This is a genomic window from Pseudomonas sp. PDM19, from assembly GCF_014852215.1.
Taxonomy (GTDB): Bacteria; Pseudomonadota; Gammaproteobacteria; order Pseudomonadales; family Pseudomonadaceae; genus Pseudomonas.
Genome location: NZ_JACVBG010000001.1, coordinates 764126 through 780706 on the forward strand (window position 1 = coordinate 764126; position 16581 = coordinate 780706).

Here is a 16581-nt window from a genome sequence, read left to right on the forward strand (position 1 = left end):
CCTACAGGGAAACTCCGGCGCTAGAACCCACTCTCGCGCAATGCCACCGCCAGCAGGCGGGTGAAACCCTCGCCCAGCCAACTGCGCCGGGCGCCCTCGATCTGCAGGTGGCCACGGGTTTCGTGAAGTCCAGGCGGTGCGCTTTCCAGCTTCACCAGCACATGGAACAGCGCCGGGTTGGGCACCAGTGCCTCGCCCTGCGGATTGACGTTCAGCGGGCCGCCGTAGCGCGAGGCGAGCATCGGATGTTCCAGCTGGCTGATGCGCGTAGTGCCGATCAGCACCACCTGGCCCTCGATGGGACGTGGCACGCCTTCGGGGTAGAAGCGCACATGACCGCCGTCGGTGAGGCGCTGCACTTCGTCCTGTTTGACGTAGGCGTCCACCAGCCAGTGCTGCGGGTCCACCAGTACGCCGATGGGCTCGCGGGTGTTGATCCACTGGCCGGGCTTCCAGTCCGGGTTGACGTCCATCCAGCGTCCGCTGAAGGGAGCCTGCAGGTTGAGACGGGCCATCTCGTTGCGGGCGGCGCGGGCCTGCTGGTACTCCACGCCCAGGCGCTGGCGGGTGACGGCTTCCTCGGAGAGACCGGACGGGTCGGCCAGCATGCCCGCCAACCGCCCCTGGAAGCCGCGGATGCTCGCCTCGCTGCCGGCCACCTTGGCGGCGATGTCGGGCTCTTCCATCACCGCCAGGGTTTCACCCTTGCCGACTTCGCCGCGGGGGCGCAGGTCGCGCAGCAGCGCGGGGAATGGCGCGTAGACGTGCAACTGTTGCGCCGCACGCGCTACGCCCATGGCGTGGACCTGGGTGCGCCAGGGGATGGCGAGCAGCAGAGCGATGGCGCCGATCAGCGCGAGGAACACCAGCTTGCGCCGCGGCTTCACTTCCGCACGGCGCTGCCACCAGACCTTGAGTTCGCGCCACACGGGCTGAACGATGAACCAGCTGATTTCCACGGCGAACAGGAAGATCCCCAGCAGTTTGAAGAAGAAGTAGTAGACCGCCACGGCGATGCCGAGGAACAGCAGCAGGCGGTAGACCCAGGTACCGAAGGCAAAGGCCACCAGCAGGCGGCGCTTGCCGGTTGGAAAGTGCTCCGGCCAGGGCTCGTCCAGCCCCAGCAGGTTGCGCCGCAGCGTGGTGCGCGCCAGGGCGCCGGCGCGTTCGTGCAGGTTGGGAAAGTCCAGCAGGTCGGAGAAGATGAAGTAGCCATCGAAACGCATGAAGGGGCTGGCGTTCAGGGCCAGCGACAGCGCCCAGCTGGTGGTCGCCAGGTACAGCAACCCGTTGCGGAAAGGACCAGGGTCGGCCAGTGCCCAGCCCAGCGTCGACAGCCCGGCCAGGCCCAGCTCGGTGATGATCCCGGCGCTGGCAATCGCCAGGCGCTGGCGGTTGCTGCGCAGCTTCCAGCTCTCGCCGGTGTCGGTGTAGAGCATCGGCCACATCACCACGAAGGCGATGCCCATGTGCGCGACCTTCAGCCCCAGCCGCGTGGTCACCAGCGCATGCCCCAGCTCGTGCAGCGTCTTCGCCACCACCAGCGCAGCGGCGAAGCTGAGCAGGCCCTCGAAGGAGAAGGACTCCACCACGTCGTGGGTGAAGGTGTCCCACTGGTGCGCCACCAGCACGATGCCGGCGAGGCTGAGCATTAGCACCAGCATCGCTACGTAGCGGTTGAACAGCCAGTCGAGGCTGCCGGCGATGGCGCGCAGGAAGCGCTGCGGGCGCAGCAGCGGGATACGGAAGAACAGGTAGTGGTGCAGCCACCAGTTCCAGGTCGTCCATTGCTTGCCTTCGCTGCGTGCGGCCAGCCGGGCCAGTGCCTCGGGGCCGGGGCGCAGCAGCTGGTGGTGTTCGAGGAACTGGCGGAAGCCCAGCACCTGCTCGGCGTCGGGCTTGAGCGCGGTCTGCTCGGCGATCTGCTCGCTGATCTGCCGGGGCGTCTGTTCCCAGCGCAGCAGGCATTCGAACTCCAGCCAGCCGATGCGGTAGAAGCGGTTGAGCACGCTGTCCTGGATCACCCACACCGGCTCGCCGTCCGGGCCGGGCGCTGCTTCGTCCAGGCGCAGGTCGTCGCGTAGCGGCGGGGTGGGCAGGTCCTCGGCGGCGATGTCCATCGCGCGTTACCAGCCGGTCCAGGCGCGCAGGGAGGCCAGCGGCCGGCGCAGCAGGTAGTAGCCGAGCACCACGCGCTCGCCGTAGAGCTTGGCGGTGCCGTGCAGGCCCAGGCGCGCGTGGGGCGGGGCGTCCTGCACGCTGGCCAGCAGGCGGTAGGAGGCCACGCCCTCATCGCTGGGCTTGGCCTGGTAGCTGGTGTCGAGGATTTCCCCGTGCAGCGGGTCGAGCGGGTAGGCGGTGAGGAACAGCGCCACGGGTGCCCCCGGCTCCAGCGCGATGGCGTCGGCCACCGGCAGCTGGATGCGCATGCCCGGTGCCTTCGGATCGGCGATCTGCAGGATGCGTTCGCCGGTCACCACCGGCTTGCCCAGCCAGTCGTTGGGGTCGCTGTACACGGCCACGCCGGCGCGCGGCGCGAGTACGCGGGTGCGCGCCAGTTGCGCCTGCACGGCGGCCAGTTCGGCGCGGCGCTGGCGGGAGCGGCCGTCGAGCACCGAGAGTTCGCTCTTGCTCTGCGGGTTGTCGAAGGCGCGCTGGCTGGCGGCCATGAGTTCGGCGTCGGCCACGGCAACTTCCTTGGCCAGCACGTCGGCGCGGCTGCGCAGGGTGGTTTCGTCCAGCTCGAAGAGCGGCGTGCCGACCTCGACGCTCTGGTTCGGCCGCACCAGCATCCGGACTATCACGCCGTCGATGGGCGAGCTGATCACCTGGGCGTTGCGCGAGACGACCTCCGCCGGCGCCAGGGCGGTCTGCCGCACCGGGATCAGCAGCAGAGCGGCCAGGGCGATCACCCCGACCAGCACCTGACGCTTGCTCGGCCGCCAGAAGCGCAGGCGGGTACGCGGGCCGAACGCGGCCCAGGCGTGCGCCCAGGTCTGCCAGATGCCTTGCAGCAGCGGCTGCAGGTTGCGCGCTGGCGGCTCGTCGAGCAGGAACAGCACCAGCCCCAGGCGCTTGCCGGCGCGGTCGTGCAGCGGCACGCACCAGAGCCCGGCCGGCCACCATTCGCTCCAGCCTTCGGCGATGTCGGCGGGCGGTTCGAGGGCGTCGCGGGCCAGCCAGGTGGGGGTGGCGTCAGGTGTTTGCGCGGCGACCCAGCGGCTGGCGCGCTCCAGCCAGACCAGATAGGGCGAGTCTTCCGTGGGCTTGGCCAGGCCGGACACCGCCAGCAGCTCGTTGCGCGACTCATGGCAGGCGAACACCAGCGCCTGGTGGAAGCGCAGCAGCGGGAACAGGTCGTTGGCGATGCTGAAGGCCAGGGCGCCGAGGGAGTCTGCCGTCAGCGCCTTGTCGCGTACATTGGCCAGGCTCAGCAGCAGCTGGGGTGGCGGCAGCAGCTCACTCATGGCTTTCGGGGAAGCGCGCGACCCCGCTCATGCCGGCGATCAGTTCGGGGTAGCTGGCGTCCAGCTTCGCTTCCAGCTCCACGGTCTGCGCCACGGCGTCGACCCGCGCGTTGATCACGCTGACCTTGGCCGGGTAGTGCTTGCCGGTTTCGTGGATGTCCACTTCCAGCGGCATGTCCGGACGCAGGCTGGGCAGCATGGACGAGGGCACGTTGAGGCGGACCTTCAGCGCGCCATCGCTGACCAGGTCGAACAGCGGCGTGCCGGCGGTCACCGTCTGGTAGGGCTTGACGTAGACCTTGGCGATGCGCCCGGAGAAGGGCGCATCGACCAGGCAGTAACCGGCCTGGGCGCGGGCCAGGGTGAGGGCGCCGTCGGCCTTCTGTACCTCGGTGTTGGCCATGGCGACTTCGAGGTCGCCCACGGCATCGAGCTTGCGCAGGTTCTGCTTGGCGGCGAGGTTGGAGCGCGCCATGTTCAGTTCGGCGGCGGCGACCTTGGCGCGGGCGTTGACTTCCACGCAGTTGAGCTGGGCCAGTTCGGCGTCCTTGGCGACCTTGTCGCCCAGGCTGGCCTTGAGCGCGCCGAGGGTGCCGTTCATCTGCGCGGAGAGGGTGGTTTCCAGGTTGGATACCAGCAGCACGCGGATGGCGCCGGGGTCCTGGTTGTCGGGCAATGGGGGCAGGCCGCTGGTGGCATCATCGGCCAGCGCCGGCTGGAGCAACATCAGGCACAACGGGAGGAGCAGGTACGGCTTACTGCGCGGCATTGGCGATTTCCTTCTGCCCTGCGGATGCTTGCCCAGCGGTCGGTTGAACGGTTGATTTCATGGTCGTGGCGTCGCTGCTGGCGAGCAGGTTGGTGCTGGTCTGCTGCTCCAGCGTGCGCTGGATTTCCCGCGCCAGGGTCTTCACGTCGTGGTTCTCGATTTCCCTGGGCATCACCTCGAAGCCCACCGAGTTGTACAGCCGGCCCCACGCGGCCTGGGCGTCGGAGTAGGCGGCTTCGCGCTGGTAGCGCGAGAGCAGGAAGCGCCCCTCGGCGCGGATCAGCTCCAGCTCGCTGCCCAGGGCGGCGCCACGGGCGGACTGGGCGTAGCTGAGCAGGCTCTGGTCGACGCGCAGGCTCTCGTCGGCGAATTCCACTTCCTGCTTCGCCAGCTGGTAGCGCAGCAGGCCGACGCGGACCTGGGTGAGGATGGCCATCGACAACGCAGTACGGCGCATGTCGTCGGTCTTTTCCTGGCTGGCCTCGGCGGCCTTGATGTCCGGGTACTGCGCCAGGCGCAGCAGGTTCATCGAGACGTTGATGCCGGTCTGGTTCCAGTCGTTGTTGTACAGGTACTTGTTGGAGTCGTACTCGTAGCCATAGTTGAAGCTCACGTTGGGCCACAGCTGGGCCTTGGCGATCTTCAGGTCGTTCATGTCGACGCGCTTGCGGTACCACTCCTCCATGATTTCCGGGCGGCGCTCCAGTGACAGGCGTTCGAGTTGCTCGACGTTGTTGGTCACCAGTGGCAGCGGCTGTTCGCCGACGTCGGCCAGGACCATTTTGGTGTTCGGCGGCAGCGACATCAGTGCGGCCAGTTCGGCGCGGGCGAACTCCAGGTCCTGGCGGCGCACGGTGAGCATGTACACCGAGTCGAGCAGGGCGCGCTGGTAGGCGAGGATGTCCTGGCGCGGCAGCAGGCCCTTGCCCTCGGCCTCGCGGGCGGAGGTCAGCGCGCGGTGGGTGCGCATCAGCAGGCCGTCCACTTCCGGCAGCAGGCGCTGGGCGCCCAGCGCGCGCCAGTAAGCGTTGCGCACGTCCTGCAGGACGTTCTGCGCGACCTTCTCGCGGCGCTCTTCGGCCATCAGCATCTGGTCGTTCTTCTGCTGGGTGCGGTAGTAGGCGACGCCGAAGTCCAGCAGGCTCCAGGACAGGCCCAGGCTGTAGAGCTGGCGGTAACGCTCTTCCGAGGTGGACGGACGCAGGCTGACCTGGCGGTCCTCGATGCCGATGGAGGTGCCGCCCGAATCGTTGTTGCGCCCGGCGTAGCCGGCGGAGGCGACCACCCGCGGCAGCATCTCGTGGCTGGTGACATCGCGCAGGTCGGAGGCCAGCGCGCTTTCCAGCAGTTTCAGGCGGTAGTCGAGGTTGTATTTCAGGGCGCGCGCCGAGGCTTCGTAGAAGGTGATCGGCCCGCTGACCGGCTCCTGCTCCTTGTACATCCGCGCCTGGTCGTCGATCACCCGCTGGCGCATTTCCTCCTCGGTGTAGGGCTTGGGCTCGAACGCCGAGCAGGCGCTGAGGAAGAGGCTGACGGTGATGGTGGCGCTCAGGCATTTCAGTGCGTAGGCAGGCATAGTCTGTCCTTGATCGATCCTAAAGAGTCGCGAGTTCCTCATTGGCCGCTCCGGCGCTGGGCGGCCTCGCGCAGCTGGGCGCGGAAGCCCTGGGTGTTCTGCGCCTTGTCAGCCTTGCCGACCATGTCGGCGGGGAAGGGCGCCCACAGCGACGGGTCGGGCAACAGCCCGTCGGCGCTGAGGCTGATGACGCCGTGGCGGCCGTCCACCCAGTTCTTGTCCAGCGTTGCCGCGCGGCGGCTTTCGGCCACGGCGCGGGCGACGAACTGGCCCTTGACCTGGCCCAGCTGCGCGCCCAGCGACGGGCTCTCGATTTCCGGCGTGGCGAAGATGTCGATGTTGCTGCCGTCGGCGCCCCAGTTGGAGAGCGACAGGCGATCGTCGATGCGCTCGACCACCGGCTGCACGAAGATCGCCGGGTCCACGTCGGGGAGGCGGTCACGCGGGTAGCCGTCGTCGCCGAAGCGGTCGAAATGCGGGCCCGGCGGGATATACGGCGTGGCGATGTCCAGGGTAATGGTCAGCACGGCATCGTCGGTGGCGCCGGCCAGGTCGCTGATGGTGTAGGTGAAGTAGTCCTTGAGCACCTGCCCGAGCCCTGCCGCCGCCAGCACTTCGCGGTTGGTCAGGTCGATGGTGTAGGTGTAGCTGCCGTCCGCGTTGAGGACGAGCGTGCCGTAGCGCCCGGCAATCGGCTGGCCGATCACACCCGCAGTACCGCTGCCGGTTTCCTGGCCGGTACGGATACCGGTGACGGTCAGCGAGTCGCCGCCATCCACGTCGCTGTCATTGGGCAGCACGTTGCCGGTGGCCTGCGGTGCCGGCGTCTGGTCGGTGGCGCTGTAGCTGTCGTCGCGCGCCACCGGATTGTCGTTGGCGCCCTGGATGACCACGGTCAGGCGCGCATCGGAGGTGGCGCCGGCGGTGTCGCGCATGCGGTAGGTGAAGACTTCCTGCAGCTTCTCGTTGGCGCTGCGCATGGCCTGCACAGTGGGGTTGTCGTTGTCGACGCGGTACTCGTAGCTGCCGTCGGCGTTGATCGTCAGTTTGCCGTAGAGACCTTGCAGCACGTTGCCGGCATTGGTCGTGGTGCCGTTCTGGTTGGTGAAGTTCACCACCGACTTGGTTTCGCCGTACTGCACGCCGTCGACGTCAGTGTCGTTGTCCAGCACGTTGCCGCGCGGGTCGACACCGGGGGTGCCGTTGTTGACGCCGCCGGCCTCCACGGCCAGCGCGTTGTCGTCGCTGGCAATCGGCGTGTCGTTGCGCCCGTCGATGGTGATGGTCAGCAGGCCTGGGGTGGCGCCGCCCCAGATATCCGCGCCCAGGTAGGTGAACTTGTCCTGCAGGGTCTGGCCGCTGGCGCGCAGGGCTTCGACTTCCGGCAGGGAGTTGTCCAGCTCGTAGCTCCAGCTGCCGTCGTCGTTGAGCGTCAGGGTGCCGTACTGGCCGCGCAGGCTCTGGCCGGGAACGCTGGCATCGGGCGGAAGGGGACCGTCGCCGGCCCAGTACGAGACGACGTGCATCACATCCTGCGGGATGGTGGTGATGGTGTCCGGGTCGGTGTCGTTGTCCAGCACGTTGCCCGATGGGTTGCTGCCCGGCACGTTGTTGTGCAGGCCGCCGTCTTCGACCGCCGTGCCGAAGTCCGGCGCGGTGTCCGGTGGCTGGTTCTGCCCACGGACCAGGATGATCAGCGTGGCCTGGTCGTTGAGGCCGCCATCGTCGGTGACCTGGTAGGTGAAGGATTCCAGGGCGAACGCCAGCGGGCCGAGGGCGATGATGTCCGCGTTGGTGTTGTCGACGAAGTACTGGTAACTGCCGTCGGCATTGATCACCAGGGTGCCGAACGCGCCGACGATGGTCTGCGGGCTGCCGGGTGTCACCACTACGGTGCCCACCTGCGCACCCTCCGGGCCGACCGCGATGGTGGTGACGCGCATGTGATCGCCGGCATCGACATCGGTGTCGGCACCGATGCCGGCGAAGATCCCGGTCAGGCCGGTGATCACGTTGCCGGTGGGGTTGCGCCCGCCGCTGCCGTCGAGGTTGGCCACGGCGTAGTTGATGTCGTCGTTGGCCACCGGGGCGTCGTAGCGGCCTTCGATGGTGATGGTCAGCTGGGCAATGGAAGTGGCGCCAGCAGTGTCGTGCATGCGGTAGGTGAAGGCTTCGGTCAGCGAGTCGCCGTTCTTCAGCGCCTGCACGGCGGCCAGGCTGTCGTTGACGGTGTAGGTATAGGTGCCGTTGGCGTTGAGGGTCAGGGTGCCGTAGGTCCCTGCGATCACGCCGCCGCTGGCGGTCAGGTCGATCAGCGTGCCGCCGGCGCCTTTGGTGCCAGTGCGCACAGCGTCGACCACATGGGTTTCTCCGTAAGCCGCGCCGTCCACATCCAGATCGTTGGGCAGCACATTGCCGGTGGCGGGCGCGCCGGGCGTGGTGTTCAGCGTGCCGCCGGCCTCGATGGCGGCCCCCGTGTCGTCTGCAGCGATGGGGGTATCGTTCTGCCCGTGAATGATGACAGTGAAGGTGCGGGTGACAGTCTTGCCGTTCCCGTCACTGACGCTGTAGGTGAAGACTTCGCTGAGTGTGTCGTTGTAGGTACGCAGCGACTGCACCGCCGGGTCGAGGTTGTTGACCACGAAACGGTAGCTGCCGTCGGCGTTGAGCAGCAGCACGCCGTAGTTGCCCGCCAGGTCCGCCCCCACGTTGCCGCTGACGCCGTTGGGGTTGACCACGGCGGTGATGGTCAGGACATCGCCGTCGGGATCGACATAGGAGCCCCGGATACTGCCGGTCGGGTCGAGGCCTGCGACGTTGTTGAGCAGGCCGCCGGCCTCGGTGGCGTGGATCACGACGGGTTGCACGACGGGCGGGTCGTTGACCCCGGTCACGGTGATGACCAGCTGCGCCTGGTCGGTCAGTCCGCCGGTATCGTGGATGCGATAGGTGAAGATCACATCCAGGCTCTGGTTGGCGGTGAGCGCGAGAATGGCAGGATCGGCACTATTGACCACGAAGGTGTAGGTGCCATCGTCGCTCAGGCTGAGCTGGCCGAAGTTGCCGCTGATGAGGGTGCCGTTGGCCAGCCGGGCGACCGTGCCGGTGATGTTGGTGGTGACGCCGCTGGCGACGCCGGTCAGAGTCCCGCCGGCGGTCTCAAGGCCGGAGCGAACGCCATCGACCTTGAGCTTGTCGGCGTTGGGCTGGTCGACAGTGTCGACGTCGGTGTCGGTGCCCACCCCGGCGTTACCGGTGATCACGTTGCCGCTGGCGTTGACCGGTGGTGGGGTGCCGTCGCTGGCGCCAGCGGTGGCGGTGCCATGGTCGTCCACCGCCACCGGGGCGTCGTTGGCGCCCTGGATGGTGATGGTGAGGGTGGCGATGGCGCTCAGGCCGCCCTTGTCGGTGACCTGGTAGGTGAACTGCTCGGAGAGCAGGGGATCGTTGGGAGTCAGGGCCTGGACCACGGGATTGCTGTTGTCCACCACGTAGCGATAAGTGCCGTCGGCGTTGATCGTCAGGGTGCCGTAGAGGCCTGCAACAGTGGTCGGCGAGCCGGGGGCGACCGGCAGGATAGCGCCGCCGCCGGTGCCGTCGAAGCGCACCAGGCTGACGGCCTTGGTCTCGCCATAGACCGTGGCGTCCACATCGCTGTCGTTGGTCAGCACGTTGCCGGTGGCATCGCTGCCGGCGGTGCCGTTATTGGTGCCGCCGGCCTCGATGGCGGCGCCGGTGTCGTTCAGCGCCACGGGGGTATCGTTGGCGCCGTGGATGTCGATGGTCAGGGAGGTGGAGCTGGAAAGGCCGCCGGTGTCGGTGATGAAGTAGCCGAACGACTCGCGCAGCACGTCGCCCGCGGTGCGCAGCGCCTGGACTTCGGCATTGCTGTTGTCGACCACGTACTGGAAGCCACCGGTCGCGGTGATGTAGAGCGTGCCGTAGCGGCCGGCGAGGCTGACGACGCCAGCAGCGGGCACCACCACGAAGCCGCCGGTGGAGTTCTCCAGGCGGGTGACCTTGAGGATGTCGCCGTTGGTGGCGATGTCCACGTCGGTGTCGTTGTCCAGCACGTTGCCCGTGGGGTCGACGCCGACCGTGGCGTTGTTCGAACCGCCGGCTTCGATGGCGATCGCAATGTCGGGACGGGCGATGGGCGCGTCGTTCACCGGGTCGATGACGATGTTCAGGGTGTCGGTGTCTTTCAGGGCGTCGTCGGGGTTTTCGCCGGGGATGCCGTCGCCGTCCGCGTCACCGAAGTTACCCTGATCGTTGGTGACCATGGTGAGGGTTTCGGCATTGCGGGCGGTGTTGAAGTCCTGGTCGCCCTTGTAATAAATCTGGCTGAGCAACACGTTGATCTGCTGCAGGGTGCCGGTGAGCACCAGGGTGCGGCCGGCGCCGGTCGGGGGGGTATCGTTGGCGCCGGGCGTCGTTGCGCTCTGCCAGAGCACGCCGTGCACCACGCTGAGGGTGACGGTCATGACGCCGGCGGTATTGCCGGCGTTGACGTCCACGTCGCTGGTGGCGAGGCCGACGATGTGCAGCACGGTATCTTCCTGGCCATGCTGGTCGGCGACGGTGTTGATCGGCGCTTCGTTGATATGCACGTAGCCGGCATCGGCGATGCCGATGGCGCCTTCGGCCAGGTTCAGGTTGATGTTGCCCAGGCCGACGGTGGAGGTCCCGCTGTCGGAGTCGACGCGCACGTGGAAGCGGTTGTTGCTCGCCTGGGCGAAGTTCTGCGCCACCGCCACCAGGTAATTGCCCGAGGGCAGGATGGCGAACTGGTAGGTGCCATCGGCGGCGGTCACCGTGCTGAAGGTGCGGTCGTCGGCGTTGCCGAACACGCCGTCGTCGCCGGCCCAGGTCAGGGTCACGTCGATGCCGCCCAGGCCAGGGCCGTCGGGCGTCGTGCTGGTGGTGGCGGACTTGGTGTCATCCCACAGGGTGCCTTTCACCACGCCCATGCCGGCGCCGTCGCTGAGGATGTAGTTGTTCAGCCCGCCCGCGCCGTCCTGGCCAGTGCGCTCGCCATCGGCGCCGCCGGCGGTCAGTGGCAGCGAGCCGCCCCAGCCGGCGTTCTCGAAGCTGGTGGGCAGGCTGGTCCAGGTCAGCACCGCGGAGCTGGTGACGTCGTCGGGAACGATGGTGTTGGGCAGGGTGACGCTGTAGATCACCTGCACCTTGTCGTTGACGTTCAACTGGTCGAAGTTGAGCACCACCTGGCCGCCCACCACGCTGGCGGTGACGCCCGCTGGCAGGTTGCCGGTGGTGTAGCTGGTGCCGTTGATGACGATGCTCTGGATCGCGTAGTCGCTGCCGTTGGGGAACTGGTCGCGTAGCACGACGTTGTAGGCCGGTACTTCGCCGTTCTGGGTGAAACTGACCGAGACTGTCGCGTTGGTGGTGCCGGCGACGCTGCCGGCGGCGATGTCGATCACCGACTTGTCCATGCCGGTGAAGCTGGGCTCCAACACGTGCTCGAAGATCGTGGCGCTGTGGCCGCGGTCGACCCCGCCGCCGGTGCCGACGTGTTCGAACACATTCATGCTCAGCTGCGCACCGCTAATGTTTGAGGCGATGTTGGCGACGCGCACGTTGAACTCCAGGATCACCCCTTCGATATCGCCGTCGTTGATCTCGTTGTTGGTCAGGTTGCCCAGGTTGAAGGTGATGGTCCGACCATCAGGGGAAATCTGCAGGCGCCCGCTGTTGATATTGAAGATGCCGGTGGGCTTGTCGCCGGACAGGTCGGGATGGATCGGCAGCGATACGTCACTGTTCTGGTTGCCGACCATGCCCAGGGTGCCGCCGCTGATCAGGTCGGTGGCGTCGGTAGTGAGGCCGCCAATGGCGCTGGAACCCAGGGCGATAAGGATGTTGTTGAGGTCGGCGGGGATGAACTCCAGCCCGGGAGCCAACTCGATGCGGATCTGGTAATTGGGGTTTACGCCGGTGGGCACCACGATCGCCACGCGGTAGCGGACGATCTCGCCGACCACCACGGTTTCTTCCAGCCCAGCGGTATCGGTGGCGCCCGAGGAGTTGGTCGCCGGCGGCGTGGCGTCGAGGCCGCCGACGCGCGAGACCTGGATGCCGTTGGTGACGGGAATGAGCAGCGTGTTGATCTGCCGGTAGTCGTTGAGCACCCCGGAGTTGAGCAGTCCGTCGTCGCCGCCGCGCTCGCCGGCACCCGTGTCGGTGGCGTTGCCCAGGCCGTCCAGGCTGGTCCAGCGCACCACGACGTTGTTCGTGATGACTGCCTGGCCGGCTGCCGAGGCGTTCACCACGCCCGAGAGGGAAATGACGATGCTGCCGCCATTGGCGATATCGATGTTGGCGCCGCTGGCGGTGACCAGCTGGCCGTTCTGGATGATGAAGTCCACGCCGCCGTTGTTGGTGGCGCCGTTGTAGACCTTGCCGGTGATCACGATGTTGTCCATCTGCGTGGGCAGTATGTTCAGCAGGCTGAGATCGAAGGCCTTGGTGCCGGAAGTGTTGCTGATGGTGATGGTGTAGGTGACCGTGTCGCCTTCGTCGAAGCCGCCGTAGGTGGGGGTGGCCGTGACCTGCTGGCTCACCGTCAGGGTCGGCTCGACGATGGTCACCGAGGGCTGCTGCGGGCTGGCGACGGTGCGGTCCACTGCCGTGGCGCCGTTGGGGGTATCGCCGTCGGGGTCGCTGTAGGTCAGCTGCGCGCCGTTGTTCAGGGTGACGCCCTGCTGGTTGCCCTGCACGTTGCTCGCCACCAGCACCAGGCGGATGACGAAGGCGTTGTTGCCGATGTTGTTGTCGGCCGTGGAGCCGGCGGCACTGAACAGCAGGTTCAGGTCGCCGCCATCGCTGCCGTCGCCGCTGAAGGTGAGGACGTTGACAGAGCCGGCGAAGGCCTGGGTGAGTGCGCCGCTGAACGGATCGATGCCGTTGTTCACGGCGTTGTAGATGATCTGGTAGCCCGCCCCGCTGAAGGCCGTGAGGTCCAGGCGCAGCCCCGGCGGAATCAGGTCGGAAAGACGCAGGTTGGCGGTGCTGCCTTCGGGCAGGGTGACCACGATGTCGTAGGTCATCTTCTCGCCGATCACCAGGTTGCTGCCGCTGGTATGGCCGGCGCTGGAGTCGTCGTCGGTGAGGCTGCCGTTCTGGTAGGTCTTGCTGATGGTCGGCGCGGCCACCTGCTGGTTGGCGACCTCGACGATGTCCACCGGGGTGAAGTCCTGGCCGCCCTCGACGCTGGCGTAGTTGGTCAGCGCCGCGCTGCTTTGCAGGGTGCTGGAGGCGAGGATGGCGTTGCTCACCGTGACGTCGTAGGTGATCACCACGACGTTGGCGCCGGAGAGGTCGTTGGCCGTGCCGGCGCGGCCGGCGAGCAGGGTGCCCTGGTTGTTGGGGTCGAGGAAGGTGATGGTGTTGCCGCTGATGCTGTAGTCGACGCCCTGCACCAGCAGGCTGCCGTCGCCACGATGGATCTGCAGGTTGGCGGTGGACAGGCTGCCGCCGACGAACGCCAGGCCTGCCGGCAGGGTGATGCTGGTGGACACGTCGAAGGCGTTGCCGCCGCCGCTGTTCTTGATCGCCGTGGCCAGGCGCAGGGTGTCGGCGCCGTCGATGCCGCTGACGTTGCCATCCACCGCCGCCAGGCTGGTCACGCTGCCGCTGAAGGGCGTGCCGGTGGTGCCCGGCTGGGCCCAGGTGCCGGTGGTGCCGGTGACCGTGCCATGGGTGGTGGAGACCACGCCGTGCTTGATGTCCAGTACCGGTTCGGCGACCGATTCGATGACCGCGACATCCGAGGAAATCAGCGGTGTCTTGTCGATGGTGGTGGTCTGGCTGGACTGCGCCAGCACGTCGAGTTCGCGCTGGTCGGCATAGGGCTGGTCGCCGACCACCATGGTGAAGCGCACCTGCACGGTGCCGCCGTTGAGGCCGCCGGAAACGTAGTTGCCGAAGTCGAAGATGATCGAGTTGCCCGCCCCGGTGGTGACGCTGTCGGGCACGTCGAGGATGCTGTTGCCGGCGCCGAAGCTCCACTGGCCGACACCGTTGCCGATGCTCCAGTTGATGCCCGCCGCGTTGAGCAGCGGCAGCGGCAGGTAGGCGGTGAGCTTGAAGTTCTCGTAGTCCGCCACCAGCAGGTCGTAGGTGATGGTGAAGGTGACCACGTCGCCGGGACGCAACTCGCCGTTGGCAGGCGGGTTGCCGCCGTTCACCTGGGTCAGGGTGATATCGATGTTGGAGGTGTCGATGGTGCTGGTGGTGCCGGAGCCGTCGGTCTGCTCGCCGCCGATGTTCAGCGAGTCGCGCAGCACAGTGGCATCCACCGTTGCATTGTTGCTGACGCTGTCGCCCTCGTTGAGCTGGTCATGGGGCGGGTGGTCGGAGGTGTAGGTGGTGTCGATGGTCGCGTCGTAGACGATGGACATCCGCGTGGCGCCTTCCTGCACATCGTCATCCCAGAGGTCGCCGAACAGCGCATAGAGGCCGGGCCCTTGGACGGCGGCAGCGATGGATGCGCCGATATCGAAGACCAGCGTGGTGCTGCCGTCGGCATTCACCGTGGCGGTGTAGATCACCGGGATGACCTGCGATGCGCCGTGTTGCTGGATGACAATGCTCGGCGCATTGGCGGCGGAGAAGGTCTGGCCGTCGCTGAGCTGGTCGGTGACGGTGAAGGTGCCCTGGCCGAGGATGTTCTTGCCGAAGGCATAGAAGTCGGAGATGGCCACATCCATCGTGTAGCGCAGGGTATCGCCGGGGGTAATGCCGGGGGTGCCGACGTCGGTCTGCAGGTTCACCGTCTTGAGCAGGGTGATCGATTTGGCGACGAAGGTGATACCTGCGCCGTCGCCGGTCACGGTGAAGGGATAACCGTCCGGATCGGTGGGGCGGTCGCGCGGGTCCAGCGGGTTCCAGTCGCCATTCACCGTGGCGGTGCCGAAGGTGATGGTGCGTGGGTTGCCCGTGGCAGGGTCGAGCACCGGCCGCCCGGCCGCGTCGATCTCCGGTACGTAGAAGCCGACCGTGGTGGTGCTGGCCGCGCTCAGGGTGTCGTAGTGAATGGTGTAGCTGGCGACGAAGGCATTGGGGTTGTTGAGCGCCGCGGCGATCAGTGTCGGGTTGGTCAGTACGGTGCCGTCGTGCAGGGTGATCGAGGTCAGGGTGCCGCCGGCGCCGGGGGTGATGGAGCTGACGTGAACCTGGTCGGGCACCGTCTGGGTAACCGTCACGTTGGTCAGGGTCTGGCCGGGGGCCGGGGTCACGGTCACCGTTTCGGTGCGGGTGAAGTTCGGCCCGGTGACCGTCTCGCCCTCGGGCATGTTCACCGTCTGGGTCACCGACAGCAGCGTCGGGGTGACCACGAAACTGTGCAGCGCCGCTTCCACCAGGGTCGGATCCTGCGCCGGGTTATTCAGTGAATCGTTGCCGTACTCGAAGCCGCCGCGGGCATTGATGGTGAGATTGGGCGCGCCGTCGGAATAGCTGGTGTCGGCCAGGTTGCTCAGCTGCGCGGTGACCTGGATGCCGATGGCCGGCTGGCCGCTGGTGACGCTGGCGTAGGGCAGCTGCAGCACCACCATCTGGTCGCCGGCCTTCATGCCGACGCTGGCAGCGTTGATCACCAGGGCATTGCCGTTGGCGTCCTTGGCCAGCGGGTGGGTGGCATTGCCGTTGGCGTCGAAGGTGATCACATAGCTGGTCACCGCCTGGCCCAGGTAGGTGGCGGAAACGAAAGTGGCGCCGTCATTGCCGTCGCGGCCGGTGGCCGGCATGAACAGGTCGATGTAGGGCGCGAAGCCGACCTGGGTGGATGGGTTGCTGAAGTTGACGTCGAAGGTGAAGGTATCGCCCAGGCGCACCGCCGCGCCGCCGCTGCCCATGGCCACGGTGGGGCTGGCGTCGGCCAGCAGGCCCTGGAAGCTCACCAGGGTGTCGGCGCTCAGTGCGATGGACTTGTCCACGTCGCCCGCGCGCACTTCCAGGTTCCAGTCGCCGCCGGCGCTGGTGGAGCCGGTGGCATTGCTGGAGGCGCCGACGTCCGCGCCGGTCCAGCGCGCCAGTTCGTTGACCAGCGCCTGACCGGCGCTGCCTGCGCCGACGTCGCAGCCATAGAGCTGGATGTCCGCACCGGTATTGAGCTCGCCGCGCCAGGCGCTCAGGCGATCGCCGAGCTGGTCGACGCTCTGGCTGGTGAAGGTCTGGTTGCCCAGGGTGAACTGGCCGGTGGCGCCGTGGGAGAAGATCTGGATCGAGTCGACCTTGCCCAGTTGCGTCAGCGCATTACTGATGGCCGCGATGGCGTCCTGGCCTGCGTCCACCACCAGCGCGGTGGTGCCCACCGGCAGGCTGGCGGCGAGCTGGTCGCGGTTTTCCAGGCGGGCATCGATCACCACCAGATTGCGCGGCGCCGCCTGTGCGGGGGCGGCTGCCTGGGCGCGAGCCTCGACGGCAGTGGCCGGCTTGGCCGTGTCCTTCGCCTCGGCGGCGGTGCTGTCGTGATGCTGTTGATCGACGGCCGCAGCGGCTGCGCCGTCGAACAGGATGCGTTGTTCCAGCGCCAGGGCGTGGGCAACTGGCTGGAAGAGCTTCGAGCGATATTTGGCCTGCATTTCCCTAATTCCGGCTGGTAAATCCCCAGAGAAAAGCAGTCCTACGCATATCTGCTTACGGAATTGACGCTAGTCGCGATTGGAATTTTCGCCAGCAGAACAGATACATAAGCGACAAATAGAAGCGCTTTTTGTCTCAGAAATGTAACAGCCTTCCTACAA

The 16581-nt window shown here is 67.2% G+C and carries 5 protein-coding genes; all 5 read right to left on the reverse strand.

Annotation, left to right across the window (positions count from 1 at the left end; all coding sequences use genetic code 11):
- Nucleotides 1–20 precede the first annotated feature (20 nt).
- The 5 genes from IB273_RS03400 to IB273_RS03420 are packed head-to-tail and all read right to left on the reverse strand — an operon-like array spanning nt 21 to nt 16419.
- A complete protein-coding gene (locus IB273_RS03400) occupies nt 21–2120 on the reverse strand; it encodes an HlyD family efflux transporter periplasmic adaptor subunit (RefSeq protein WP_192223239.1) in 2100 nt (699 codons plus the stop codon).
- A gap of 6 nt (nt 2121–2126) precedes the next feature.
- A complete protein-coding gene (locus IB273_RS03405; RefSeq protein ID WP_192223240.1) occupies nt 2127–3467 on the reverse strand; it encodes an efflux RND transporter periplasmic adaptor subunit in 1341 nt (446 codons plus the stop codon).
- Nucleotides 3460–4236 (reverse strand): efflux RND transporter periplasmic adaptor subunit, encoded by a 777-nt coding sequence (locus IB273_RS03410; protein ID WP_192223241.1) that lies wholly within the window; start codon nt 4234–4236, stop codon nt 3460–3462. The genes IB273_RS03405 and IB273_RS03410 overlap by 8 nt, the downstream gene beginning before the upstream one ends.
- A complete protein-coding gene (locus tag IB273_RS03415; RefSeq protein ID WP_081516981.1) occupies nt 4223–5812 on the reverse strand; it encodes a TolC family protein in 1590 nt (529 codons plus the stop codon). The genes IB273_RS03410 and IB273_RS03415 overlap by 14 nt, the downstream gene beginning before the upstream one ends.
- A 38-nt stretch (nt 5813–5850) precedes the next feature.
- Nucleotides 5851–16419 carry a VCBS domain-containing protein gene (locus IB273_RS03420; protein WP_192223242.1) on the reverse strand — a complete coding sequence of 3523 codons (10569 nt, stop codon included), beginning with the start codon at nt 16417–16419 and terminating at the stop codon, nt 5851–5853.
- Between the last annotated feature and the right edge of the window lie 162 nt (nt 16420–16581).